Source organism: Sphaerisporangium krabiense, assembly GCF_014200435.1.
GTDB lineage: Bacteria > Actinomycetota > Actinomycetes > Streptosporangiales > Streptosporangiaceae > Sphaerisporangium > Sphaerisporangium krabiense.
In genome coordinates, this window is record NZ_JACHBR010000002.1 from 629489 (window position 1) to 654415 (window position 24927).

Annotated in this window: 17 protein-coding genes and 1 pseudogene; 7 read left to right on the forward strand and 11 right to left on the reverse strand. The window is 72.6% G+C overall.

The genetic code is table 11. The annotated features are described in order from the left end of the window. Nucleotides 1–11: 11 nt before the first annotated feature. Complete coding sequence (locus BJ981_RS30825; RefSeq protein WP_184616918.1) at nt 12–1694, reverse strand: nitrite/sulfite reductase; 1683 nt, start codon at nt 1692–1694, stop codon at nt 12–14. Nucleotides 1695–2330: 636 nt separating this feature from the next. Here BJ981_RS30825 and BJ981_RS30830 point away from each other — a divergent pair. The 4 genes from BJ981_RS30830 to BJ981_RS30845 all read left to right on the forward strand — a co-directional run bounded on the left by BJ981_RS30830 (nt 2331) and on the right by BJ981_RS30845 (nt 6705). After that, the gene (locus tag BJ981_RS30830) at nt 2331–3329 is read left to right on the forward strand and encodes a YihY/virulence factor BrkB family protein (protein WP_184616919.1); all 999 of its coding nucleotides are present in this window, start codon (nt 2331–2333) and stop codon (nt 3327–3329) included. 105 nt (nt 3330–3434) lie between these two features. After that, the gene (gene glyA / locus BJ981_RS30835) at nt 3435–4691 is read left to right on the forward strand and encodes a serine hydroxymethyltransferase (RefSeq protein WP_184616920.1); all 1257 of its coding nucleotides are present in this window, start codon (nt 3435–3437) and stop codon (nt 4689–4691) included. A gap of 196 nt (nt 4692–4887) precedes the next feature. After that, nucleotides 4888–5997, forward strand: coding sequence for a ribosome small subunit-dependent GTPase A (gene rsgA, locus BJ981_RS30840; RefSeq protein ID WP_184616921.1), 1110 nt, complete (start codon nt 4888–4890; stop codon nt 5995–5997). 51 nt (nt 5998–6048) lie between these two features. Beyond that, nucleotides 6049–6705: a phosphoribosyltransferase gene (locus BJ981_RS30845; protein ID WP_184616922.1), complete on the forward strand. Its 657-nt coding sequence runs from the start codon at nt 6049–6051 to the stop codon at nt 6703–6705. Between the two features lie 156 nt (nt 6706–6861). Here BJ981_RS30845 and BJ981_RS30850 read toward each other — a convergent pair whose 3' ends face one another. From BJ981_RS30850 to BJ981_RS30860, 3 genes and pseudogenes are all read right to left on the reverse strand, one after another. Next, nucleotides 6862–7173 (reverse strand): WhiB family transcriptional regulator, encoded by a 312-nt coding sequence (locus tag BJ981_RS30850; RefSeq protein WP_093171423.1) that lies wholly within the window; start codon nt 7171–7173, stop codon nt 6862–6864. Between the two features lie 115 nt (nt 7174–7288). Next, on the reverse strand, nt 7289–8200 hold the full coding sequence (locus BJ981_RS30855; RefSeq protein WP_184616923.1) for a sucrase ferredoxin: 912 nt from the start codon (nt 8198–8200) through the stop codon (nt 7289–7291). A gap of 181 nt (nt 8201–8381) precedes the next feature. Beyond that, nucleotides 8382–9884: pseudogene (locus tag BJ981_RS30860) on the reverse strand (glycerol-3-phosphate dehydrogenase/oxidase). 346 nt (nt 9885–10230) lie between these two features. Here BJ981_RS30860 and BJ981_RS30865 point away from each other — a divergent pair. After that, nucleotides 10231–11814, forward strand: coding sequence for an FAD-binding oxidoreductase (locus BJ981_RS30865; protein WP_184617682.1), 1584 nt, complete (start codon nt 10231–10233; stop codon nt 11812–11814). An 82-nt stretch (nt 11815–11896) separates the two neighbouring features. Continuing rightward, complete coding sequence (locus BJ981_RS30870; RefSeq protein ID WP_239139269.1) at nt 11897–13537, forward strand: metallophosphoesterase family protein; 1641 nt, start codon at nt 11897–11899, stop codon at nt 13535–13537. Between the two features lie 192 nt (nt 13538–13729). Here BJ981_RS30870 and BJ981_RS38775 read toward each other — a convergent pair whose 3' ends face one another. The 4 genes from BJ981_RS38775 to BJ981_RS30895 form a co-directional block, all read right to left on the reverse strand. Then, complete coding sequence (locus BJ981_RS38775; protein ID WP_184616924.1) at nt 13730–16195, reverse strand: serine/threonine-protein kinase; 2466 nt, start codon at nt 16193–16195, stop codon at nt 13730–13732. Between the two features lie 166 nt (nt 16196–16361). After that, the gene (locus BJ981_RS30885; protein ID WP_184616925.1) at nt 16362–17789 is read right to left on the reverse strand and encodes a YlbE family protein; all 1428 of its coding nucleotides are present in this window, start codon (nt 17787–17789) and stop codon (nt 16362–16364) included. Between the two features lie 8 nt (nt 17790–17797). After that, the gene (locus BJ981_RS30890) at nt 17798–19198 is read right to left on the reverse strand and encodes an AllF/FdrA family protein (protein ID WP_239139268.1); all 1401 of its coding nucleotides are present in this window, start codon (nt 19196–19198) and stop codon (nt 17798–17800) included. Nucleotides 19199–19249: 51 nt separating this feature from the next. Further along, on the reverse strand, nt 19250–20140 hold the full coding sequence (locus BJ981_RS30895; RefSeq protein ID WP_239139267.1) for an oxamate carbamoyltransferase subunit AllH family protein: 891 nt from the start codon (nt 20138–20140) through the stop codon (nt 19250–19252). Nucleotides 20141–20295: 155 nt separating this feature from the next. On the opposite strand from BJ981_RS30895, the gene BJ981_RS30900 reads away from it, so the two are divergent. Then, nucleotides 20296–21861 (forward strand): PucR family transcriptional regulator, encoded by a 1566-nt coding sequence (locus BJ981_RS30900; RefSeq protein ID WP_184616927.1) that lies wholly within the window; start codon nt 20296–20298, stop codon nt 21859–21861. A 17-nt stretch (nt 21862–21878) separates the two neighbouring features. On the opposite strand, the gene BJ981_RS30905 is transcribed toward BJ981_RS30900, so the two are convergent. The 3 genes from BJ981_RS30905 to BJ981_RS30915 form a co-directional block, all read right to left on the reverse strand. Continuing rightward, nucleotides 21879–22460, reverse strand: coding sequence for a hypothetical protein (locus BJ981_RS30905; protein WP_184616928.1), 582 nt, complete (start codon nt 22458–22460; stop codon nt 21879–21881). 244 nt (nt 22461–22704) lie between these two features. Then, on the reverse strand, nt 22705–22926 hold the full coding sequence (locus BJ981_RS30910; protein WP_184616929.1) for a hypothetical protein: 222 nt from the start codon (nt 22924–22926) through the stop codon (nt 22705–22707). 208 nt (nt 22927–23134) lie between these two features. Further along, nucleotides 23135–24736, reverse strand: a complete 1602-nt coding sequence (locus BJ981_RS30915) for an NsdA family TPR-like regulatory protein (protein ID WP_504747766.1) — start codon at nt 24734–24736, stop codon at nt 23135–23137. Between the last annotated feature and the right edge of the window lie 191 nt (nt 24737–24927).

The following is a 24927-nucleotide window of genomic DNA, read 5'->3' on the forward strand; positions in this document are numbered from 1 at the left end:
CGGGCGGGGGCTCATTTGAGATCCGCCTCCTCGGCGCGCTGCACCCAGTCGGCGAAGGTCTCCCCGTCGTTCTTCTGGCTCTGGAAGTTCTTCAGGACCCGCTCGATGTAGTCGGGAAGCTCGGCGGCGGTGGCCTTGAGCCCGCGGACCTTGCGGCCGAAGCCGGGGTTCACGCCGAGCGAGCCGCCGAGGTGGATCTGGAAGCCCTCGACCTGCTCGCCGGAGCCGTCGGTGACGAGCTGGCCCTTCAGCCCGATGTCGGCGGTCTGGATGCGGGCGCAGGAGTTGGGGCATCCGTTGACGTTGATGGTCAGGGGGTCGGTGAAGTCCGGCAGGCGGCGCTCCAGCTCGTCGATGAGGTCGGAGGCGAGCCCCTTGGTCTCGACGATCGCCAGCTTGCAGTACTCGATGCCCGTGCAGGCCATCGTCTGGCGGCGGAACGTGCTGGGGTTGACCTGCAGGTCCGCGGCCTCCAGTTCGGCGACCAGGCCCTCGACCTTGGACTGCTCGACGTCCAGGATCACCATCTTCTGCTCGACGGTGGTGCGGACGCGGTCCGAGCCGTACCGCTCGGCCAGGTCGGCGATGAGGTGCAGCTTGTCGCCGTCCAGCCGCCCGACCCGGGGCGCGAACCCGACGTAGTAGTTGCCGTCCTTCTGCCGGTGCACGCCCACGTGGTCGCGGCGGCCGTCGCGCGGAAGCTCGGGCGCCGGCCCGTCGGCGAGGGTGTACCCGAGGTACTCCTTCTCCAGGATCTCGCGGAACCGCTCGGCGCCCCAGTCGTTGACCAGGAACTTGATGCGGGCCCTGTGCCGCAGCCTGCGGTAGCCGTAGTCGCGGAAGATGCCCGCGATCCCGGCCCAGACCTCGTGGACCTGCTCGGGGCGCACGAACGCGCCGAGCCGCTTGGCCAGCATCGGGTTGGTGGACAGGCCGCCGCCCACCCAGATGTCGAAGCCCCGCTCGCCCTGCTCGTTCACGACCCCGACGAACGCCACGTCGTTGATCTCGTGCACGGTGCAGTGCGCCGGGCAGCCGCTCATCGCCGACTTGAACTTCCGCGGCAGGTTGGAGAACAGCGGGTCGCCGATGTAGCGCGCGACCGTATCGGCGAGCGGGCCGCTCGCGTCGATCACCTCGTCGGCGTCGATGCCGGCCAGCGGGCAGCCGATCATGACGCGCGGGGTGTCGCCGCACGCCTCGGTGGTCGACAGCCCGACGGCCTCCAGCGCCTCCCAGATGGCGGGGACCGACTCGATGTCGATCCAGTGGAGCTGGATGTTCTGCCGGTCGGTGACGTCGGCCGTGCCCCGGGCGTAGGTGTTGGCGATGTCGGCGATCGTGCGGAGCTGCCGCAGGTCGAGCTGCCCGCCGTCGATGCGGACGCGCAGCATGAAGTAGCGGTCGTCCAGCTCCTCCGGCTCGAGGACGGCGGTCTTGCCGCCGTCGATGCCCGGCTTGCGCTGGGTGTAGAGGCCGAACCAGCGGAACCGGCCGCGAAGGTCCGCGGGGTCGATCGAGTCGAACCCCAGCTTGGAGTAGACGTCGATGATCCTCTGGCGGACGTTCAGGCCGTCGTCGTTCTTCTTGTTCTCCTCGTTCTTGTTGAGCGGCTCACGGTAGCCGAGGGCCCACTGGCCTTCGCCTCGCGGGCGCTTGTGGTGGCGGTTCGCGGGCCTGGGCGGGCTGGTCATGAGGGCGGCGTCCTTTACCGAGGATGGTCGTCGGGGCGCGTGGACGCGCGCAGGCGAGCCGCCCGGCTCGATGGCTACAGGCCGGTGGGCATGAAAAAGACGCCTGTCACGCGCCCAGGCTGGCAGAATTCGACAGCGGGGCGGCGGTCAACAAGCGTCGCTACAGATGGCACTGCGGACACGCAGGAAGTCGACGTGGCGTCGCACGACGAGAAGCGGGTCCGCTGGCATGTACCAAACCATACCCTCCGCGTGTCAGATGTCCAATATCTCGTCCAGACTCTGGACAAACGACGGCGAAAGGGGCGGGTCAGCCCTGGCGTCGCCAGGAGAGGACCGAGTCGTCCGGAGGGCGCGGCGGGCGGTGCTGGCAGTCGCACCACGAGCCGCCCCGGCACCTGTCGTGCCTGCCCTCCTTGCATTCCCGGCATATCACGGGCCCATTGTCCCCCACGGTGTACTGCTGGCGCACATCACCGCAGGTCAGGTGGGTTGTCAGGGGTGCGCGGCGGATAGTATTGGGCGTTGCGCCGACCGCGCCGGATATGGAGGCGTCTCATCGGGTAGGCGCCACGACGGAGATCGTTCACAAGGTGGTGTCGTGGTGGAAGCGCGTTGCCAATACCTTGGGGTGCCATGACGTCCACCGGCGCGCCCACGAGGTCGTCCGCCTCCTCGGGGCGGGTGTCCCGATGGCGGTTGGTCAGGGCCAAGGCCCGGCGCAACGCCGAGGCCGGCCTGTCGACCCTGCGCGGCGCCAAGGCGTGGGAGTCGCGGCTCTGGACGCTCGTCCGCGCGACCACCATCGCGAACTTCAACTACCGGGTGACCGGGCTGGCGGGGGAGGCCGCGTTCTTCGCGCTGCTGTCGCTGCCGCCGTTCGTCCTCGGCCTCATCGGCCTGCTCGGCCACCTGAGCGGCGTCCTCGGCCCCGGCACCGTCGCCGACACGCGCGGCTGGGTGCTGGACCAGTCCCATCTGCTGTTCACCGACAACACGGTCGAACGGGTGGTGCGCCCCCTGCTCGACGACGTCCTCAGGGGCGGCCAGGTCTCGCTGATCTCGCTGGGCTTCCTGCTCAGCCTGTGGTCGGGCTCGCGGGCGCTGTTCGTCTACGTGGACCTGATCTCCATCGCCTACGGCCTCGGCGAGGCGCGCGGCATCATCCGCACCCGCATCCTGTCCTTCGGGCTCTACCTGGCCGCGCTGGTGATCGCGCTGATCGTCATCCCGGTCCTGGTCATCGGCCCCACCCTGCTGTCGGGGGCGTTACCTCAGTACAGCGGCGTCGTGGCGGTGCTGTACTGGCCGGTGGTGGTGATCGGCTCGGTCCTGGTGCTGACGCTGCTCTACCACGTGAGCGTGCCCGTGCGCACGCGATGGTGGCGCGAGGTGCCCGGCGCCGTGCTGGCCCTGGTCATCTGGATCGCCTGCGCGGCCGTGCTGCGCGAGGTCCTCGCCGCGTGGTTCACGCCCCTGTCGATCTACGGCTCGCTGGCGGCGCCCATCGCGGTCCTGCTGTGGCTGTACATCACGGCGCTCGCGGTGCTCATCGGGGCGACGCTCAACGCCGAGTTCGACCGCCTGTGGCCGGACGGCGGGGTGGGCAGAAACGGCGAGTCCGCTATCGTCTAACGCGACGTGACCGGCGCGCGTGGGTGGGCCACCACCAGGGAGCGAACAGGGCGGGGGCCGGGCGCCTGGGTCCTCGCCGGATCCAATCCAACGAAGGGTAGGGCCATGAGTTCTCTTTCCGACGTCGACCCGGAGATCGCCGAGTTGATCAGCGCGGAGGAGCGGCGCCAGGCCGACACCGTCAAGCTGATCGCCTCGGAGAACTACGTCTCCCGGGCCGTGCTGCAGGCGACGGGCACGGTCCTGACCAACAAGTACTCCGAGGGGTACGCGGGCAAGCGCTACTACGAGGGTCAGCAGGTCATCGACCAGGTCGAGGCCGTGGCCATCGAGCGCGCCAAGGCGCTGTTCGGGGTGAACCACGCCAACGTCCAGCCGTACTCGGGGTCGCCGGCCAACCTGGCGATCTACCTGGCGTTCCTGAACCCGGGCGACACGGTGATGGGCATGGGCCTGCCGTTCGGCGGCCACCTCACCCACGGCTGGTCGGTGTCGGCGACCGGCAAGTGGTTCAACCCCGTGCACTACGGGGTGCGCCGGGACACCGGCCGCATCGACATGGACGAGGTGCGCTCCCTGGCCCTGGAGCACCGTCCCAAGCTGATCTTCTGCGGTGGCACCGCGATCCCCCGCACGATCGACTTCCCGGCCTTCGCCGAGATCGCCCGCGAGGTCGGTGCCATCCTGGCGGCGGACATCGCGCACATCGCCGGCCTCGTCGCGGGCGGCGCCCACCCCTCGCCGGTGGGTCACGCCGACGTGATCTCCACCACCACGCACAAGACGCTGCGCGGCCCGCGCGGCGCGATGCTGATGGCCTCCGACGAGGAGCACGCCAAGGCGCTGAACAAGGCGGTCTTCCCGGGCCTGCAGGGCGGCCCGCACAACCACACGACGGCCGCCATCGCCGTGGCGCTGAAGGAGGCGTCGGGCGACGACTTCAAGGCCTACGCCCACCAGGTGGTCGCCAACGCCAAGGCGCTGGCCGAGGAGCTGACCGCGCGGGGCTTCGAGCTGGTCTCGGGCGGCACCGACAACCACCTCATCCTGATCGACCTGACCTCCAAGGGCGTGGCGGGCAAGCCGGCCGCGCAGGCCCTGGACCGCGCGGGCCTGGAGACGAACTACAACACGGTCCCGTTCGACCCGCGCAAGCCGTTCGACCCCTCGGGGCTGCGGATCGGCACGCCGTCGGTGACCAGCCGCGGCATGGGCGAGGCCGAGATGCGCCAGATCGGCGCCTGGATGGACGAGGTCGTCACCGCGCTCGCCAAGGGCGACGAGGCCGAGGACGTCATCGCGCGCGTCCACGGCGAGGTCAGCGAGCTGACCTCGCGGTTCCCCGCGCCCGGCCTCGGCTGAGCCGCCCGCCACGGCGTAAATGTGTTGCCCGGAGGAGCCGGGCCCGCGATACAGTGGGCCCGGCTTCGCCGTCTCGGAGAGAGGCGGCCGCGACGACCAGGAGGTGAGGAATATGCGGGTCTTCTTCGTCATGCCCGTGTCCGATTTCTCCTGGGTGCCGTCCGCGCGCTGAAGCCGCGGCACCCGTTCCCGAAGGGTGCCTGAGTTGACCACTCACGGTCATGATCTTTCTTCTCTGGGCTGGAACGAGTCCTTCGCCGCCGACCTGCCGGCCGGCGCCGTCCCCGCCCGCGTCGCCCGCGTCGACCGCGGCGCCGCCGAGGTCATCACCTCCGGCGGACACCTCCAGGCCGTCTACTCCGCGCCGTTGAGGCGCGCGGCGGCCGAGGACCCCGTGGCCCTGCCCTGCGTGGGCGACTGGGCCGCGCTCACCCTCCTCGCCGAGGGCCGCCACGAGCTGGCGTCGCTCCTGCCGAGGCGCACGGCCTTCGTCAGGGGCGGAGTGCGCCGCGACTCGCGCGGCGGGCTGTCCGGCGACTCCCAGGGCCAGGTGCTGGCCGCCAACGTCGACGTGGTGTTCGTGGCCGAGCCGTCCGTGCACGGCGGCGACTTCGCCGACCTCGGCCGCGTCGAGCGGCTGCTCGCCCTGGCCTGGGAGAGCGGCGCCCAGCCCGTCGTGCTGATCACCAAGGCCGACCTCATCGGCGAGCACCTCGCCGACCTGCTCGCCGACGTCGCCGCGGCGGCGCCCGGGGTGCCGCTGCACGCCGTCTCCTCGCTCCTGGGCGAGGGGCTGGAGGTCGTCAGGAGCCACTTGAGCGGCTCTCGGACGGCCGTCGTGCTCGGCGCCTCGGGCGCGGGCAAGTCGACGCTGGTCAACGCGCTCGCGGGGGAGGAGGTCATGGAGACCCAGCAGGTGCGCGCCGGCGACGGCCGCGGGCGGCACACCACCGTCCACCGCGAGCTGATCCCGCTGGCCGCCGGCGGCCTGATCATCGACACGCCCGGGATACGCCGCGTCGGCCTGTACGACATGAGCCAGGGCGTGGACCTGGTGTTCTCCGACATCGAGGAGCTCGCTCAGGAGTGCAGGTTCGACGACTGCGCCCACGAGAGCGAGCCCGGCTGCGCCGTGCTGGCGGCGCTGGAGTCGGGGGAACTGCCCGAGCGGCGGCTGGCGAGCTGGCGCAAGCTGCAGCGCGAGGCGCAGTGGATGGCCGGCCGCACCGACGCGCGCCTGCGCGCCGAGCAGGCCCGCAAGTGGAAGGTGATCCACAAGTCCATGCGCGGCCGGTCACGGCCGTGACATGAGGGGATGTCCCCGCTTGCCACCCAGGTCAAGGGGTACGAAAGGGGCATGAGCGCTAGCCGGCGCCTGTCCCTCCCGTTCGCCGACCGGGAGCAGGCGGGGACACTGCTCGCCGAGATGCTCGCCGACGCGGGCCTGGCCGACCCGGTGATCCTCGCCTTGCCCCGCGGGGGAGTGGCGGTCGCGGTGCCGGTGGCCGAGCGGCTCGCGGCGCCGCTGGAGGTGCTGGTGACCAGGAAGATCGGCCACCCGCTGCAGCCGGAGCTCGGCCTCGGCGCGATCGCCGAGGGCGGCGAGCCGGTGTTCGACCAGGGGCTGCTGGAGCAGCTCGGCGTGGAGGAGGACGAGCTCGCGCCGATCGTGGCGCGTGAACGCGAGGAGCTGGACCGCAGGGTGCGGGCCTACCGGGGCGACCGCCCGCTGCCCGCGCTCGCGGGGCGGGACGTGGTCGTCGTGGACGACGGGCTGGCGACCGGCGGGACGGCACGCGCGGCACTGCGCGCCGTCCGGCGTTCCAAGCCCGGGAGAACCGTGCTCGCCGTGCCGGTCGGGTCATCGAGGACGGTCACGGCGCTTCGCGACGAGGCGGACGAGGTGGTCGTGCTCGCCACCCCGCCCGGCTTTCACGCGGTCGGTCAGTGGTACGTGCGATTCGGGCAGCTGACCGACGCGGACGTCCTGCGCTTGTTGCGTCAAGGACGGTGAAACGGATTTATCGCCTTCATCGGGGTCGGGGGGAATTCGGGCGCCCCCCGTCTCCGGGAGGAACCCGCACGATCATGCGGCAATTTCGGCCCTGGAGGCGTACAGGAGCGGAAAAGCCGCATGATCATTGCGTGGCGGAAAAGTGCCGGTGGAGGTTCAGGCAGCACTGATGCCGGCGCTTGCGGCACGCCGCATGCGACGACGACGCTCGGACGCGCGCTCGTCCTCGTTGAGCCCGCCCCACGTGCCGTACTTCTCGGGACGTGAGAGGGCGTAGTCGAGGCACTCCGCGCGGACAGGGCACTGGGCGCAGATGGCCTTGGCCTTGCGCTCGCGGATGTCGCGCTCCGGCTGACGCTCACCGTCAGGACCGAAGAAGAGCACAAGGTCCTCTCCCCGGCACGCGGCATCATCCTGCCAACCCCAGCTGGGGCGCGGGCGGGCGATCTGCCGACGTACCTGAGACATGAGAAACCACCTTAGGTGAGATGTATTCGGTGTTTGTGCCGCTTTGGACGCGTATGACGTCCCTCGTTCCAACGCCGAATAAGCCCGTGGTGTTCCCGGGCCCCTATAGGGGCCCCTAGGTCAGCGCGGGCGTGCCGCACTGGAGAAGCTCCAGCGCCGCCCGCCTGTAGGTCATGATCGTCTCGGCGCACGCCATGCCGCACGGCGCGAACACCGTGCGTTCGACCACAACCCGGAACCGGACGTCCCCATGGCGCACGATCGCCTCGGTGACGTCACCGTCCGACCTGGTGGATTCCACGGCCACTCCGCCTACCGACAGCTCGCCCGTATGTGCCCGGACGAAATGCTCGGCGGCCTGCGATGGCTCAGGGATGCCTGCGCGTCCCCGGAAACGGTCGAGGACGACCTCGCCGCGCCGGTACGCGTTTGCCGCCGCGATCGCGGCAGCCTGAGACATGCTGCCGTAGTAAAGCCCGTGTGGCAAGCACACGAGGTTGGCGGCGTATCGATCGCCGCCAACATGAGTGGTTTCCCACACTCTTCCCGGCTGGCTCTCACCCAAAACCCGCGCCAGGGGGAGCCCGAGTCGGGCACAGCACGCATTGCGCTTGGCATGCGTGCAGACCAGGAACACCGGCTCCTTCACCAGTATGCAGGACTCGGGCACCACTCCGCGCACGAGAGATCCCAGGTCAAGATCTCGGACGTCCTCGAACCGGCCCTCTGCGGCCCACGGGACCCGGGCCGTGGTATCGGCCACCATCACGTGGCGGGGGATCGCGGTCGCGGTGCGGCGGCCGGGGCGGCGGATGAGCTGCGGGCGGACCCCCAGCTCGGTCGCGCGGCCGATCAGCGCGTGGACGTCCTCGGGCAGGTCACAGTCGGGAAGGTGGGACTCCCAGGGGCCGGTGTGCTCGATGAGCAGCCAGAACCGGGCGCCGACCGTCGCGCTCGCGTGCGCCGGCACGGCGCCCGAGTGGCATCCGGCCAGGTGGTCGCACCCCCGAGCCCGGTCCTCCGTCACGCATCCCCCTTCGAACACTTAGGTAAGACTAACCTAAACGGTCGCGACAGTATCCCGGTCCCCGGACGTCCGTTCCGGCTCCCCTCGGCGTGGTGTGCGCCGGGACGGGTCGTGTGAGATTAATCACGTTCCCATTTCCCTTGGTTCGCTTGCCGGGCGATCACGCGATGGCTAGGGGCCGTCACCGGGACGGGCCACCCCGGCCCGCGTGCTCCCGCAGCACGCGCTCGGCGGCCGGCAGCGCGACCGCACGGTCCTCGGGGACCAGCCCGAGACGGGTGCGCCGGTCCAGCAGATCGCCCGCGTCCAGCGCGCCCTCGTGCCGCACCGCCCACACGAGCTCGGCCACCGTCACCCCGGTCGGCAGCGTCCCGGCCGCGGCCGGGTCCCGCAGGGCGATCTAGTGCACCGCCGCCGCCTCCGCGCCGTACCGCGCGGTCAGCCGGGCCGGCACGCCCGCGCCGGCCCCGCCGCGGGCGCCCACCAGCGGCAGGCGCGCCGTGCGGCTCGGCGGCGCCGCGGGGAACGCCGCGTCCACCGCGTCGGCCGCCATCGCGCGGTAGGTGGTGAGCTTCCCGCCCACGATCGTCACAACGCCGTCAGAGCCCTTCAGGACCGCGTGCCTTCGCGAGAGATCGGCCGACCGCCCTTCGCCCGCCAGCAGCGGCCTCAGGCCCGCGTAGGCCCCCGCGACGTCCGCGCGGACGATCGGCGTCTCCAGGACGGAGTTCAGGACGCCGAGCAGCGCCGCGACGTCCGCCTCCGGCGCCACCGGGACGTCGGGCACCGGCCCGTCCAGCGGCTCGTCGGTCAGCCCGACGTACACGCGCCCGTCCGGCTGGGGGAGCACCAGCGCGAAGCGCGCCGCCTCGCCGGGGATCGGCACGTGCAGGCCCGCCCGCAGATCGCCCAGCACGCCGGGGCGCAGCACCAGGTGCGAGCCCAGGGACGGCCGCAGCTCCACCGACGGCGACAGCGTGCCCGCCCACACGCCCGCCGCGTTCACCACCCGGCGGGCCCGCACCGCGAACGTCTCGCCCGTCAGCTCGTCGCGCAGCTCGGCGCCGTCGCCCGCCAGCGCCAGCGCGCGGCACCGCGTCAGCACGCGCGCGCCGTACGCGGCCGCCGTCCTGGCGATCGCCACCACCAGCCGCGCGTCGTCCACCACCCGGCCGTCGAACGAGACCAGCCCGCCGCGCAGCCCCCGCGCGCGCAGGGCCGGCGCCAGGGCCCGGGCGCGCGCGGCCGTCACGCGGGACGGGCCCGGCAGCGCGGAGCGAGGAGTGCCGGCGCAGGCGCGCAGCACGTCGCCGAGCCGGTACCCGGCCATCAGCGTCGCGGCCTCGCCGCGGGACACCTGCGGGGTCAGCGGCAGCAGGTACGGCTGCGCGCGCACCAGGTGCGGGGCCGTGCGGGTCAGCAGCACCCCGCGCTCGGCGGCGCTCTCCCAGGCCACCCCGACCTGCCCTCTGGCCAGGTAGCGCAGGCCGCCATGGATCAGCTTGGAGCTCCAGCGGGAGGTGCCGAACGCCAGGTCATGGGCGTCCACGGCGGCCACCGACAGCCCCCGCGCCGCCGCGTCCAGCGCGACGCCCGCCCCGGTGACGCCGAGGCCCACCACCAGCAGGTCCACCACGCGCTCGCGGACCTCGGCCAGCTCACGCGCCCGCCGCGCGGCGTTCAGCGAGGAGCCGGGGAGCGCGGGGCGGCAGGCCGGCGGGTCACCGCGTCCGGCGGAGGCGCCGACGCGGCAGGCGGCGGATGAGTCGGCGGGGAGGTCGTCACGTGGGGCGGAGACTCCGACGCGGCTATCGGCGGGTGAGCCCTCGGAAAGGTCGTCGCGTGCGACGGAGGAGTCGACGCGGGAATCGGCGGGTGAGCCCTCGGGCGGATCGTCGTGTCCGGCGGAGGAGTCGGCGGGGGAACGGGTCACGGCCTCGCCCCCTTCCGGCGGACGCCCGGCCGGGCCGACGCGCGCCGGGCGTGTCAAAGTGTAGGGCGTGGAGATCCCCGACACCGCGGCCGAACCGATGCTCTGGTCCGGCTGGGGCGACCCCGCCAAGGCCGCCGGCCTGCCGGAACCGGTGCGCGGCCTGCTGCGCGAGCTGCTCGGCGTGCGCGAGCCCGCCCGGCCCGCGGCCACGTTCGGCGAGGTCCGGCTGAATCCCCCGGCGCTGACCCCGCAGGCGCTCACGAGCCTGCGCGCGGCCGTCGGCGACGGGCACGTCCGCGCCGACGACGACGCGCGGATCCGCCACACCCGGGGCAAGTCGACTCCCGACCTGCTGCTGATGCGCGCCGGAGACGGCTCCGACGCCCCCGACGCCGTCGTGCTGCCCGGCTCGCACGCCGAGGTGTGCGAGATCCTGCGCGTCTGCGCGCGGCACAGGATCGCCGTCGTGCCCTTCGGCGGCGGCACCTCGGTGGTGGGCGGCCTCGTCGCCTCCCGCGACGGGTACGCCGGGGTGATCGCCCTGGACCTGCGCCGGCTCGACCGGCTGCTGTCGGTGGACGCCGAGTCCATGGTCGTCCACGTGGAGCCCGGCCTGCGCGGCCCCCAGGCCGAGCGGCTGCTCGCCGGGCACGGGCTGACCCTCGGCCACTTCCCCCAGTCCTACGAGTACGCCACCCTCGGCGGGTTCGCCGCCGCCCGCTCCAGCGGCCAGGCGTCCTCCGGGTACGGGCGCTTCGACGACATGGTGGTGGGCCTCACCGTCGCCACCCCGCGCGGCACGCTGGAGCTCGGGCGGGCGCCCAGGTCGGCGGCGGGCCCCGACCTGCGCCAGCTCGTCCTCGGCTCCGAGGGAGCCTTCGGGGTGATCACCTCGCTGCGGCTGCGCGCGCGGCGGGCGCCGTCCGAGAAGGCGTACGAGGGCTGGCGCTTCGCCTCCTTCCCCGAGGGCGCCGCCGCGCTGCGGCGCCTGGCCCAGGAGGGCCCCGCGCCGACCGTGCTGCGCCTGTCGGACGAGACCGAGACCATGGTCGGGCTCGCCAGGCCGGAAGAGATCGGCGCCCTCCCGTCCGGCGGCGGCTGCCTGGCCGTCCTCGGCTACGAGGGCGAGCCCGGCGAGGTCGCCGCGCTGCGCGAGCGCGCCGCCGCCGCGCTCTCCGCCCTCGGCGGCGTCCCCCTCGGCCCCGAGCCCGGCGAGGCGTGGGCGCGCGGCCGGTTCGGCGCCCCCTACCTGCGCGACGCGCTGCTGGAGGCCGGCGCGACCGTCGAGACGGTGGAGACCGCCTGCTTCTGGTCGGGTGTTCCCCGCCTCTACGACGCCGTGCGCCGGACGCTCGCCGCCGCGCTCGGCACGCCCGGTGGCGCGGGACCGCTGGTCATGTGCCACATCTCCCACGTGTACGCCACGGGCGCCTCCCTGTACTTCACCGTCGTGACCGCGCAGGCCGCCGACCCGCTCGCCCAGTGGGCCGCCGCCAAACGCGCGGTCAGCGAGGCGATCGGCCTGGCCGGCGGCACGATCTCCCACCACCACGGCGTCGGCAGGGACCACCGCGACGCCTACGCCGCCGAGATCGGCGAGATCGGCGTCGAGATACTGCGCGCGGTCAAGGAGCGCCTCGACCCGGAGGGCATCCTCAACCCCGGCGTCCTGATCCCCTGACGTTCGCCCGATCCGTCCGGAAAGCCCGGCGGGTTCGGCGATCCGGTGTGCGGGCGGGGAAGATCATGGCGAAGATAGGGACATGGTCGATGTGGAACGGGCGGCGGAAGCCGGCAGGCGTGCCTCCTCGCGGGTCTCCGAAGAGGGGGCCGGATGGTCCTGCTCGCAGATCGGCACGTTCCAAGCCCTGCGCCCGAGCCGCACGGGCTTCTCCTGGCTGCGGCCCGCCGTGTTATGGCGCTCGCGCAACGAGATCCTCGCCCAGATCTTCGGCGACCCGTCCAACGAGGTCCGCGCCCGCTGGATCATGGCGCGCCGGGCGCAGGGCGCCGACGCGGGCTTCCGGATCCGCCCGCCCGTCGGGGACGGCTACAGCTTCCTGATCGTCGGCGACACCGGCGAGGGCGACGCCTCGCAGTACGCCGTCGTGCCCGGCCTGCTCAAGATCGGCGCGGAGACGTCCTTCGCGGTCATCGCCAGCGACGTCATCTACCCGACCGGCTCGGGCAACGAGTACCCCGACAAGTTCTTCCGCCCCTACAAGGACTATCCCGCGCCGATCTACGCGATCCCCGGCAACCACGACTGGTACGACGGCCTCGGCGGCTTCATGCGCGTCTTCTGCGACGCCCCCGCCCTGGAGGCGCGGGCCGCGGGCTTCTCCCTCTCGCCCGCCGGCCTTCGCGGGCTGCTGTGGAAGAAGCCGGAGCCCATCGACGAGGCCCGGCTCGCCGCGGCCCGCGCCCTGCGCGCGCGGCCGGAGCAGCGGGCCGCGCAGCCCGCGCCGTACTGGGTGATCGAGCTTCCCGGCCTGCTGCTCGTGGGCATCGACACCGGCATCCGCGGCACGCTCGACCGCGAGCAGGGCGAATGGCTGCGCGAGACGTCGCGCGCCGACCCCCGTCCCAAGATCCTCATCACCGGCAAGCCGATCTACGACCGCAACACCTACCACCCGTGCCCCATCGACGGCGGCGGCACGGTGGACGACATCGTCAGGGACCCGGCGTGCAACTACGTCGCGGCGATCGGCGGCGACACCCACAACTACCAGCGCTATCCCGTCGACGTCGGCGGGCGCGTCATCCAGTACGTCGTCTCCGGCGGCGGAGGCGCGTTCATGCACGCCACCCACACCATCCCCCGGGTCGACGTGGGCGGGGTCCACGAGGACGACTTCCGCTGCTACCCGCTGCGCGGCGACTCGCTGTCGTTCTACAGCAAGCTCTACCGCCGGCGCCTGCGCATGCGCTGGCTCTACCTCACCCCCGACCAGGGCCTGGTCCTGATGTCCCGCCAGATCGGCAACACCCCGCCCCGCCGCCCCGGCACCGGCGAGGCCCCCACGGTCGACGGAGACCCCCAGACCCCCCTGGACGGCCAGGACGGCGAGGGCCGCGACGGGGGCCGGAACGGCGGCGTCGCTTCGGCCGGCCAGCCCGGGTCGCCGCCCGCGCAGGGCCCGGTGAAGATCACGGCGCGCATGAAGTGGGCGGCCCGCGTGCTCGGCGGCTGGCCGATGCCCTTCCGCCTCCCCGTGGGCCGCACCTTCCACCGCTGGTTCTCGGAGCTCTCCGACTGGGACACCCCGCCCTTCTTCAAGAGCTTCCTCCACCTCTCGGTCGAGTCAGGCGTCCTCCGCGTCCGCTGCTTCGCCGCGACCGGCTGCCTCGCCCAGGAAATCCAGCCGCCGGTGGAGGACGAGTTCACGATCCAGCTCTGATGGCGCTGTGCCTATGGCGCGGCCTTCGGCCGCGCGGCGTGAGGGCGCTCTTGAGCCGGTGCTCTTCGGTCGTCGGGCGCAAGGGATCGTTCCTCACCCTTGCGCCCTCCTCCCTCAGAGCACCGGCGCGCCCTCACGGGTGGCCAGGAATCCTGAAACCGGGATTTCAGGGCAGCTATAGAGGCGAGGGAATCAAGAGCCGGCTTTGAAGCTGCTCCAGAGGACGGCCATGATCTGGCGGGTGTCGGGTTCGTCCCATTCGGCGTCCGGGGCGGTGAAGGTGACCTGGTAGGCCGTGTCGCGGTCGACGGAGACGTGCCGGGTGATCGCGTGCGTGGTGACGTTGTTGAGCGCGGTGTAGGTGTACTCCCAGACGCTCGCCTTCCAGGGGCCGTCCCCGAACGGCGACGACTCCAGCCGGATCTGGCCGTAGTCGGTGAGCGTGGTCTCGTCCTTCGTCTTGGTGAGCGCGGCGAGGCCGTCGTCGCCGGTGGCCGGCACCTTCCTGACCTGGACGCGTCGCCCGGAGTTCCTGGCCCCGGCGTAGGTCACGGCCTGCTCGGAGGCGGAGACCGTCCAGTCCTGGGGGACGGCCACCGTCACGCCCGCGGCCGTGCGCGCCTTGAACCCGGCGGGGATCTCGGTGGAGGCGGGAACCTCCTCGGACGGGGCGGTGGCGCCCGCGTCGGGCGCGGCGGTGCCGAACGGGTCGGCGGTGGTGGGCAGCGGGGCCGCCTCCTCGGGAGGCGGCGTCGCCGACGGCCAGAGGACGAACAGCAGCGCGGCGATCACGCCGACGATCCCGACCCCGGCCAGCAGGAGCAGCACGGGGGAGCGGCCCTCGCGCGCGTCGTCGCGGTCCTCGCGGGCGGCGCGCGTGCGGATCCCGGGGTCGTCGGCGCGACGGGTGCCGGGGGCGGGCCGCGGCGGCCTGGTGAAAAGGTTCTCGCTCGCGATGTCCTTGGCGAGCCGGTCGGCGAGGTCGGGGGAGGCGGTGGCGGGCCAGGCCCGCGAGCCGGTGGTTCCCGCCACGAGCGCGTCGCGGGGCGATCCCGTGCCGGCGGGCGGGTCGAACACCGCGCCCGGCCGCGACTCGGCGGGCTTCCTCAGCGCCTCGCGGCGATCCTGCGGCCCCGGCTCGCTCCTCAGCGCGTCGTGGGAGTTCGCCGGGGGATCGGAAAGGCTCCTGAGCGCGTCGTAGGGGTCCGGCCGCGAGCCGGAGGGGCTTCCAAAGGCGTCGTAGGAGTTCGGCTGGGAGCCGGAGGGGCTTCCGAACGCGTCGTAGGAGTTCGGCTGGGAGCCGGAGGGGCCTCCGAACGCGTCATGCCGGTCCCGCTGCGGCCCTGACGGACTTCTCAGCGCGTCATAGGGGTCCGGCTGAGGTCCTGACGAGCTGCGCGGCGCGACGTACGGGTCTTGCGACCCGGACGGGCTCCGCAGCGCGTCATAGGGATCCGGCCGCGCGCCCGAGGCGCCGCCCAGGGCGCCGGGCCGTGACCCGTTGCCCGGCACCTCGTAAGGCCCGGCGGCGTCGCGCAACGCGTCATACGGATCCCGTGAGGCCCCGTTCCGCGCGCCCGCGGCGCCGTGAGCTCCCTGCCGCGCGCCGGTCCCGCCGTTGAGTGCGTCGTACCCGGCCGCGGCCTCGGCGGGCACGCGCACCGGACCGGACGGCGTCTCGATGACGCGCGACGCCCCACGCGCGAGCGGGTCCGGCGTCACCGCGGGCGCGGCCTCGTCCCGCGTGGGCAGCGGCGCGGACAGGTGACGCTCGCCGTCCCGCACCGGAAGCCCGGACCCGTGGTTGCGCAGCACCCGCTCCAGCAGCTCGGCGGCCTGCGCGGCGGGCATGCGGTCGGCCGGGTTCTTGCGCAGCAGACCTTCGATGACGGGCAACAGCGCCCCGGCCCGGTGCGGCCGGTTGGGCTCCTGCGTGAGGACCGCGCCGAGGACGGCCACCGCGTCCGGCCCCTCGTACGGCGGACGTCCCTCGACGGCGGCGTACAGCGTGGCGCCGAAGGACCACAGGTCGGCGGCGTGCGTGATCGGACGGCCCTGCAGCCGCTCGGGCGGGATGTAGGCGGGCGAGCCCATCAGCAGCCCGGTCTGGGTGATCGTGACGTCGCCCTCGATCGCGGCGATGCCGAAGTCGGTGAGCACCACGCGGTCGGCGGTCAGCAGCACGTTGCCCGGCTTGACGTCCCGGTGCAGGATCCCCGCGGCGTGCGCGTGGCGCAGCGCGTCGAGGACGCGGACGCCGATCTCGGCGGCCTGCATGACGGGGAGGGGCCCGCTCTGCAGCACGGCCTGCTCCAGCGACCAGGCGCGGACCAGCTCCATGACGATCCAGGGGCGGCCGTCCTCCTCGACGACGTCGTGGACGGTGACGATGCCCGGGTGGCTGAGGCGGGCGGCGGACCTGGCCTCGCGCAGCATGCGCCGGTGGGCGACCTGCTTGCCCGCGTGGTCGAGACCGTAGGGGAGGATCAGTTCCTTGACGGCGACGTCACGGTCGAGGAGCACGTCGTGGGCGTGCCAGACCATGCCCATGCCCCCGCGGCCGACCGGCGACAGCAGGCGGTAGCGCCTTCCGACCAGCCGGCCCTGGCCTTCCGGGGCGACGCCCGCGCCCCCCAAGAGGTTCGTCCCCTCTGGCATGGAAGGTGGCCTCCCGAGCGCGTGATCCGACGTCATACCGCGGTCCCCAATTCAGGCTCGTCCGCGTCATATCCCCAGTTTGGATCATGTATCGAGGTTTTCGTCACCATGACGCTGACCCACGATATTAGGGTGAATCAGGGGTCAAAGGGAATTCGGTCTTCCTTTACTCATCGGCCAGCGCGGCCAGCGCCGCGGTGAACGCCTCGACCGGCGGGCTCACCAGACCCGCCCCGACCTGCCCGGTCCCCGCCACCCGCCCGGCGATGCCCGTGTTGACCACCGGCAGCACCCCCGTCCGCGCGACCAGCGCCACGTCGACGCCCACCGGCGTACCCCTGAAACCCAGCCCCGGGATCTGGTACGCGGGGTGCTCGGCCAGCGTGATCTCGTACATCCCCCTGGTCGCGGCCACGGCGTCCGCCACGTCCCCGCCCACGAAACGGACGATCGCCGGGGCCGCCGCCATCGCGAACCCGCCGAGCCCGGAGGTCTCCGTGATGGTCGAGTCGCCGATGTCGGGATTGGCGTCCCCGGGTCCGTACGCGCCCAGATAGAGGCCGTCGGGAACGCCCGCGGGACCGGTGAACCACCGATTTCCGAGCCCTGACACCTGGATCCCGAAATCGGTGCCGTTGCGCGCCATCGCCACCACCAGCGAGGACCCCGGCACGTCCCGCGCCGCGTCCGCTCCCGCCTTCCCCGCGGCCATTCCCGCGTTCAGGAAGAAATGGTCGTTGCCGTTGATGAAACGCAGCACCTCGGCCGCGCGGCCGGGCGCCGCGTCCACGATCGCCGGGGCGAGCTCGCGGACGAACAGCGACGTCGCGGCCCGGTTGCGGTTGTGCAGCTCGTCGCCCATCTGCAGCGCCTGCGCGATCAGCGCGCGCAGGTCCACCGGCCCGCTCAGCGCCAGCGCCGCGGCGAGCGCGGGGCCGAGCACCTCGCCCATCCAGCGCAGCCGCTCGATCACCTCGGGCCCGTAGGCGCCGTACCGCAGCACCTTGCCCAGGCCCTCGTTGAGCGAGCAGTACGCCGTGCCGCCGTGCTCGGCGTCGGCGACCTCGAACATCCACATCGACGGGCTCACCACGCCCGCCATCGGCCCCACCGCGCGGTGGTGGTGGCAGGGCTCCAGCGTGACGCGGCCCGAGGCCAGCAGCCGCGCGGCCTCCCCGGCGTCCGCGGCCAGGCCCTCGAACAGGACGGCGCCGATCAGCGCGCCGCGCATCGGTCCCGAGGCCCGCTCCCAGTCGATGGGCGGCCCCGCGTGCAGGAACGTGCCGGACGGCAGGCCGAGCACCTCACGCGCCAGCCGCACGCCAACCAGGTGCGGCCGTGCGGAGATCAGCCTGCCGACGGCGATCTCGTTCGCCCGCGCCCGCCGCGGATCGGCGAGCACCTTGCCCAGGGCCTGCGCGGTCCCCGGCAACGGCGGCCGCCACTCGACGCCGACCCGCGGCACCGCCTGCCGGTCGAGCGCCTCCGCGAGCACCCCTGCCCCGACACTGATCACCCGCGGTTCCGCGCCCAGCAGCGCCACGGCGGGCGTCGTGGACGGCCCGGACGGTATGCCGGTCGGTATGGATGACATGGGCGACATCACCCCGCGCTTCCGGCCAGGGCCGCGGCGTGGCGTGCGGCGGCGGCGTTGGAGACGAACACCGAGGCTCCGGCCTGCGCCAGCGCGTCCGCCTGCCGGCGCAGCCCCTGCGGGTCGGAGTCGGTGCCGACCAGGGCCACGACGACGTCCACCCCGCGTCCCCGCGCCGCACGGACGGCGGGCGCGAGCCAGGCGGCCGGATCGAGGTCGGCGGCGTGGCCGAGCACCACGTCCATGAGCACCACGCCCTCCGCGCCCGCCAGCGCCTCCAGGCGCAGCGACGGGTCGATCATCGGGTGTGCCCGCCCACGCGTGTACGCGTCGTCCCCGTAGTCGGTGAAAACCCCCGCCCCCGCGACGATCCGCGCCTCCTCGCACAACGTGCCCCCCGAATACAGCCCCCGCACCCCGCGCCCCGCCCCGGCCCGGGAGCCGCCAGGCGTGGCCTCCCGTGCCGCCGGCCAGGACGGCCACCGCGGGACCGGCACGCCGAGCGCACGCAACGCCTTCTCGGTGGCCGCCGTCAGGTCGTCCGCGCCGGGACCGAGCAGCGCGAGGACGACGGGCGTGCGCAGGCCCGCGACGGCCCGGCGCACCGTGCCGGCGACCTCGGGCGCGGGCGGCTTGGAGACCAGCACGATCAGGCCGGTGGACGGGTCGGCGTCCAGGGCCGCCAGCGCGGCCAGCGTCGAACGGCCCCCGACCGCCGCGGACAGGTCCCTGCCGCCGACGCCGAGGACGTGGCTCACCCCGGCGCCCGCCAGGTCGAGCAGGCAGGAGACCTGCTGCGCCCCGGTCCCCGACGCCGCGACCACGCCGACCCGGCCGGGCCGCACGACGTTGGCGAAGCCCAGCCCCGCGCCGCCGACGATCGCCGTGCCGCAGTCCGGGCCCATCACCAGCACCCCGCGCTCGCGGGCGCGTTCCTTGAGCAGGACCTCCTGCTCGACGGGCACGTTGTCACTGAAGATCATCACCGAGAGCCCGGCCTCGACGGCGTCCACGGCCTCGGCGAAGGCGTGCTCGCCCGGCACCGACACCAGCGCCAGCGTCGCGTCGAAGCCCCGGGCCGCCGCCCGCGTCGTACGCGGCGCGACCTCCGCCGTCCCGGCCCCACCGCCGCCGGTCAGCGCCCCGAACTGCCGCTCAAGCTCCTCGGCGGCCTCGTCCAGGTCCGCCGCCGAGGCCGCGCGGATGGCCACCAGCAGGTCGCCGGGCCCCGCCGCGGGCACGGTGAACCCCGCCTCGCGGGCCAGGCCGACGTTCAGCTCCGTCGCCATGGCCACCACCGCGACCTCCACCCCGGGACGCGCGGTCAGCGCCCGGCTGACCCGCATGAGACTCACCGAGTCGTGGTAGACCCCGGCGCGTACCTCGACAAGATCGGTGCCCGTGGTCAACGGCCCCCACCGTCCCTCCGCCTCCGGTCCTCGCCCGCGCGCCGCGGCGCCTCACGCCCCCGCACGCGCCTTCTCGCCCAGGGCCACCACCGCGGCCACGCCGGTCCGCAGCCCCCAGGCCAGGTCGGCGCCCGAGGTGTGACCGAGCTGCAGCAGCCGCCGTACGGCGGGGCCAAGGGGATGGTTTCCGGTCACGGCGCGCAGCACCGTCACCGCGTCCGCGCACGCCTCGCCCTGGGCCGCGTGGTGCAGCAGCGTCGCCGAGATCGGCGTCGTGCGGGTGCGGGCGTCGAAGGCCACGGTCGCCGCGAGCCAGTCGGCCAGCCACACGGCCCGGTCCACGCCCGCCGCCTCCCCGAGCCTGCGCAGCGCCACCAGCACGCCGGCGAGCATGTCGTCGCCGCTCGGCGTCAGGCCGGGGCCGAGGCCCATGAGCTGCTCGGCCGCGGTGATGGCCGACACCAGGGACCCGTCCGCGCACCCCTGGGCGAGCAGCGCCGGGCACCCGCCCGGATTCAGCCCCGGCCTGCGCGGCGAGGCCGCGCACACCTCGTCGAACCGGGGCAGCACGCCCGCCAGCCGTTCCAGGGCCACCGTGCCGAGCGGCGGCGCGGGATCCCACCAGCGCCGCACCCGCACGGTCACGCGGCCGATCTCGATGCCGCCGTCCCCGACCGCCGCCTCGTCGCCCACCGCGGCGCGCGGCAGCGGGTCGGCGAGCAGCACGGCGTTCGGCAGCCGCGTCGCCTCGCCGGTGATCAGGGCCAGCACGGACGGCTCGACGTCCGTGCGGACCTCCAGGTAGACGCCGAGCGGGAACACCGCGAGCACCCGGGCGGGCCGCTTCGGCGCGTCCAGCGCCGCGCGCAGGGATGCGCTCGCCGCGCCGAACGCCTCGATGTGCGCAGGCGTGTGCGCGCGTGTACGCGTGCCCAGAGTCACTCGGCCTCCCGCTGGTCTGGGGAGAACGTAGAACGGTCCCACGCGCCCCCCGTACGGAGAAAGGTGCCAACAGTTCCCCGGAGAGTTGGCTCTTGTTGACAGAGATGATGTTCCGTCAGAATCACCCAAACGGCGCTTCACCCTGGAGCATGACCATGACTGCGGACCCATCACCCCCGGCGATGCGATCGGCCTCCACGGGCACGATCATCCACGGCGTGTCCGTGGGGGAGGTGCTCGGCGTCTCCACCCTGGCGGGAGCCCGCCTGATCGGCGGCAGGAGCGGCCTCGGCCGCATCGTCCAGCGGCTCAACGTCATGGAGGTCCCCGACATCCTCGCCTGGGTCAAGCCCCACGAGCTGCTCCTCACCACCGGCTACCCCTTGCGCAACACCCCGCAGTCCCTCGGCAGGCTCGTCGCCGACCTCGACGAGCGCGGCCTCGCCGCCCTCGGCATCAAGCTCGGCCGGTACGTCGACGAACTGCCCGCCGAGATGGTCGAACAGGCCGACCGGCTCGGCTTCCCACTCATCCTCCTGCCCAACGACGTCGGGTTCGACGACATCCTCAACCAGGTGCTCACCGACATCCTCAACCGGCAGGCGGCCCTGCTGGCCCGCACCGAGGAGGCCCACCGCGCCCTCGTGCAGATCGTGCTGGCCGGGGGAGGGCTGCGCGAGATCGTCGCCGAGGTCGCCGGGCTGCTCGGCCTCGCCGTCGCCGTCGTCGACCCCACCGGCCAGGTGCTGGAGTCGTCGGGGGACCCGGCCCGGCTGCGCGCCGCGCCCGCCGCCTCCGGCGGCGACTACACCGTCGTCCCCGTCGTCGCCGGCGGCCACCACCACGGCCGCATCGTCGCCCACAGCCCGGCCGGCGCCATCAGGGACGGCGACATCGGGATCCTCGAACGCGCCGCCACCGTCGCCGCCCTCGTGGTCACCCGCCAGGAGGCCGTCACCGCCGTCGAGAGCAAGTACCGCGCCGACTTCCTCCGGGACGTCCTCACCGGCAGAGGCGGTCCCCGGGTCGTCGCCCGCGCCCGCGCGTTCGGCTGGGACCTCGAACGGCCGGTCGGCGTCCTCGTCGCCGAGATCGACCCCGAGTGCGACATCCCGCCCGACCGGCTGCTCACCGCCTGGACCACCGCCCTGCGCCGCCACGACCCGCGCGGCGCCGTCGCCGGATTCTCCCACGAGGTGGTCGCGGTCGCGGGCGCCGACGTCGACCCGGCCCGCCTGGCCAAGGACGCCGTCGCCGCCTTCGCCGACTGCCGCCCCGCCACCTTCTCCACCGGGATGAGCAGGATCGCGCCCGGCGCCGACGCGCTGCCCGACGCCTACGGCCAGGCGCTCAAGGCCGCCAGGGTCGGCCGCCAGCTCCACGGCTCCGGCGCGCTCGCCCACTTCGACCAGCTCGGCGTCTACCGCCTGCTGTCCCTGGTCAACGACACCGCCGAGCTGCACGCCTTCGTCAAGGAGACCCTGGGCCACCTCGCCTCCGACGACGACGCCGAGAACGCCGACCTGCGCCGCACCCTCCAGGTCCTCCTGGAAACCAACCTCAACGTCGCCGAGACCGCCCGCCGCCTCCACTTCCACTACAACACCCTCCGCTACCGCATCGGCAAGCTGGAACGCCTCCTAGGCAACTTCACCGAAGACCCCCACCTCCGCCTGAACCTCACCCTCGCCCTCCACGTCCTCCGCATGCGCGGCATCTGACCCGCGCCCCGGCCGTGTCAGGACCGGTCCTTGGCGCAGCCCGCGGCGTGAGCGTCGTTCTCGCCGCACATCCGGATGCCGAACGGCACGCGCAGCACATGAGTCCGCCCGCCGCTCAGGTACGTCATCCGCAGAGCCGGGCTGTATCCCGTCCTCGGACCGGTACGAACGGCCTGCACCACCCACTCCGCGAACTCTTCACGGACGTCCCCCTCCGGCGCGCACGTCTGAGCGACGGTGTGGTTGACGCTCAGCCCGCGCCGAGCGAGCGTCCGCGGATCCCCGGGCCTGACCCCGGCCGTCCCAAGAGACGCATAGAACGGCCGGAACGTGAACGCCTGCACGGCCATCCCACTACCGGCCCCACCCTCGAACCCCACGGAGACGACCCGCACCTCCCCCTTCCTGTCCAGACACACGACGTCCGACCCGAAGAGATAGGGCGCACCGATGACGGTCTTCTCCAGGACGAAAATGGACTCCTGATCACCCGTGGTGAGCAGAGGAGCCCCGTTTCCCCAGCGCGAACGCCCACCCGCGCAACCACTCACCATAAAGACCATGACGATCAGGGCCACGCGGACGAGCACCCGTGACACGTGCGCGCTCCTCACAGCTCGTGTTCGTATTACTCCCTAACAAGCCATTTTCCAGACCTCGAAACCATGGGAACACATGTACCGCCCGCGGAAATGGTCCTCGCTCCGCTCGGGCTGTGTTCATTGGCGCTTCGCCCACGCTGGGCATCGGTGTGGTCGTCGCTCACGAGGAGGACACAACGAGAGGACTCAGAACAAAGATGCGCCGGGTCAGCGACAGGGGTGTGGAGTCCCTACCGTGAACTCAGGTGATCGTTGCTTTCCACCAGCCGCGTGACAGCATGATCTTCCCGGTGGGATCGATCGACACCTTCGACCCGAGTAGCGGCAACTCACCGTTGCGCATCCAGTGATGCCGGACCTCGTCAAGGGTGTCCCACAATCGGCGCGGTCCGCCTTGATGCACCGTCGGGAGTTCATCCCATATCGCGCTGGCCCGGGCCCACGAACCGTCACGATGAGCCATCCACGCCGTTTCCCTGCCGTCGTCGCTGGATTCCCTGTAACGGTGTTCGATAGAAGCTAGGCGAGTTCATCGCTCTCTCGGACATTCCGTCCTCCACCCTTTGAAACCATGTGACCATACGGGCCCGCCGTGAAATGGGCCTCGCTTCGCTCGGGCTGTGTTCATTGGGGCTTCGCCCGCCTTGGGCATAGGTGGGGGTGTGGCCGTGTCAGGGGGGCGTTGTGATGCCTAGGGAGCGGAGTTGTTCGTCGAGGGTGCGGATGTGTTTGTTGCCGGACCAAGGGTGAAGGTGGGCTCGGGTCTCTCGGATGGAGTCGGTGAGGCGGCCGGAGCTGTGACCTACGGTGATCTGGGCCGCTTCGCGGATCTTGTCGGCGGCGGCGGGGATTTCGCGCTTCTGGATGAGGGCCTCCGCGTATTCGAGGAGGGTTCTGCCACGTGCGGGCCTGCGCATCTCCCCTGCCAGGGCTCGTTCCGCCGTGTGGATCGCGTCGTCGGGGCGGCCCCAGGCGAGCGTGCAGGCCGCCGTGTGCCTTTCGACTCCCTTGGCGGACCACCAGTAGAGGTAGGAGGGGTCGGCCTCGGTTCTCGGCTGTTCCGCGAAGTGGAGTGACCGGCCGAGCGCCTGGGCGCTGTCGCGGGCGCTTCCGTGTACGGCGAGGATCCGGGCGAGGTCCACGGCGTGCACGGATCGAAGGAGGGGGCTCGGGCTGTGACGCACCCATCCCTCTGCGGCGTAGATGTGGTCGAGGGCCTGCCCGATGTGGCCTTGGTAGCGGGACAGGTTGGCGAGACACGTGTGCAGGTAGGCGATGAGGGTGCGGTCGGCGATCTGGTGGGCGGCGGTCAGCCCCTCCTGATATCGGAGGCGGGCTCCGGCATGGTTCAGCAGATCGTGATGCAGCCATCCGGCGAGTTGGCTGAGTTCCGCGTACGTGCGGGTGAGCCGGTCCCGCAAACCCGGCGGCAAGATCTCGTTGGAGAGGAAATCGGCTACGAGCGAGCGTTGGCCGTCCACGATCGGCAGCACGGTCCCGGGGCCGAAGTCGTCGTCCAGGCGGCGGCACCGGGCGGTCAGTTTCTCGATGATCTCGACGGTTGCCGTGTCGACTCGGTTCGAGGCGTGGACGGCTGTCACCAGCCGGTCCTTCTCGGGCGGCGACAGGTGCCGTAGAAGGACCAGAGCGGGGGCGCCGCCGAGGGTCAGGGTGAGTTCGAAGAGTAGATCGCGACGTTTCACATCGGCCTCCTCGGCTGCGAGGGCACGCAGCAGGGCGGCGCAGTCCTTGGGGGTGAGGACCGGGGCCATCGGGCGTGCCGCTTCCTGACTCATGGTGACATGGCGGGCGGGTGCGGCCGGGGCGCGATGGGTTCGGTGGGATGGGTGCGAGCCGTGGTCCGTGCGGTCGATGAGGTCGCGGTCGGCGGGGGTGTAGGACGCGTAGACGGCGTCGGTGACCAGGTGGCGGGCGGAGGTGCGGTAGACGTGGGCGAACAGGGCTATCGCGCGGGCGGACGGGCGTATGCCGTGGCGCGGCCAGTACTCGAACTCGTACAGCCGCGACTCCCGCAGCGCGGCCGTGCCCGCCGGGTCCACGTCGTTGTACCGCGCGGCGGCCTCGGCGGCGGTGAGCCCGTAGGCGTAGCGGTACAGCCGCAGCGGACTGACATCGTGGTACATCGAGAAGACCTCGGCGATCTGGTCATAGCTGTAGCCCTTGCCGCGCAGCGTCGCACTGCGCCGCCGGCACTCCATCAGGGTGTGAATTCCTTCGCCCGACATGCCGCGCGCCTCCCAGGTCCTTCGCACAGTCAAGAAATCATCTACGCAGAGTACTCGTTCAACTACGTAGAATGATGTTCATTGCGATATCCGGCCCGCGACCAACTGGGAATGATCTCTTCGCCGCGCGCGTTTCCCCACGTCGCCGTGAGGTTTCCGTGGGAGGTCGCCTGGGGTGAGGGCGGGATCAACGACGTACGTCCGCACGGCCATCGTTT

Excerpts from the sequence above, each read along its gene's own strand:
- BJ981_RS30825 (WP_184616918.1), bottom strand. The coding sequence starts at position 1,694 with ATGACCAGCCCGCCCAGGCCCGCGAACCGCCACCACAAGCGCCCGCGA.
- BJ981_RS30830 (WP_184616919.1), top strand. The coding sequence starts at position 2,331 with ATGACGTCCACCGGCGCGCCCACGAGGTCGTCCGCCTCCTCGGGGCGG.
- glyA (WP_184616920.1), top strand. The coding sequence starts at position 3,435 with ATGAGTTCTCTTTCCGACGTCGACCCGGAGATCGCCGAGTTGATCAGC.
- BJ981_RS30845 (WP_184616922.1), top strand. The coding sequence starts at position 6,049 with ATGAGCGCTAGCCGGCGCCTGTCCCTCCCGTTCGCCGACCGGGAGCAG.
- BJ981_RS30850 (WP_093171423.1), bottom strand. The coding sequence starts at position 7,173 with ATGTCTCAGGTACGTCGGCAGATCGCCCGCCCGCGCCCCAGCTGGGGT.
- BJ981_RS30865 (WP_184617682.1), top strand. The coding sequence starts at position 10,231 with ATGCTCTGGTCCGGCTGGGGCGACCCCGCCAAGGCCGCCGGCCTGCCG.
- BJ981_RS30870 (WP_239139269.1), top strand. The coding sequence starts at position 11,897 with ATGGTCGATGTGGAACGGGCGGCGGAAGCCGGCAGGCGTGCCTCCTCG.
- BJ981_RS38775 (WP_184616924.1), bottom strand. The coding sequence starts at position 16,195 with ATGCCAGAGGGGACGAACCTCTTGGGGGGCGCGGGCGTCGCCCCGGAA.
- BJ981_RS30885 (WP_184616925.1), bottom strand. The coding sequence starts at position 17,789 with ATGTCATCCATACCGACCGGCATACCGTCCGGGCCGTCCACGACGCCC.
- BJ981_RS30900 (WP_184616927.1), top strand. The coding sequence starts at position 20,296 with ATGACTGCGGACCCATCACCCCCGGCGATGCGATCGGCCTCCACGGGC.
- BJ981_RS30910 (WP_184616929.1), bottom strand. The coding sequence starts at position 22,926 with ATGGCTCATCGTGACGGTTCGTGGGCCCGGGCCAGCGCGATATGGGAT.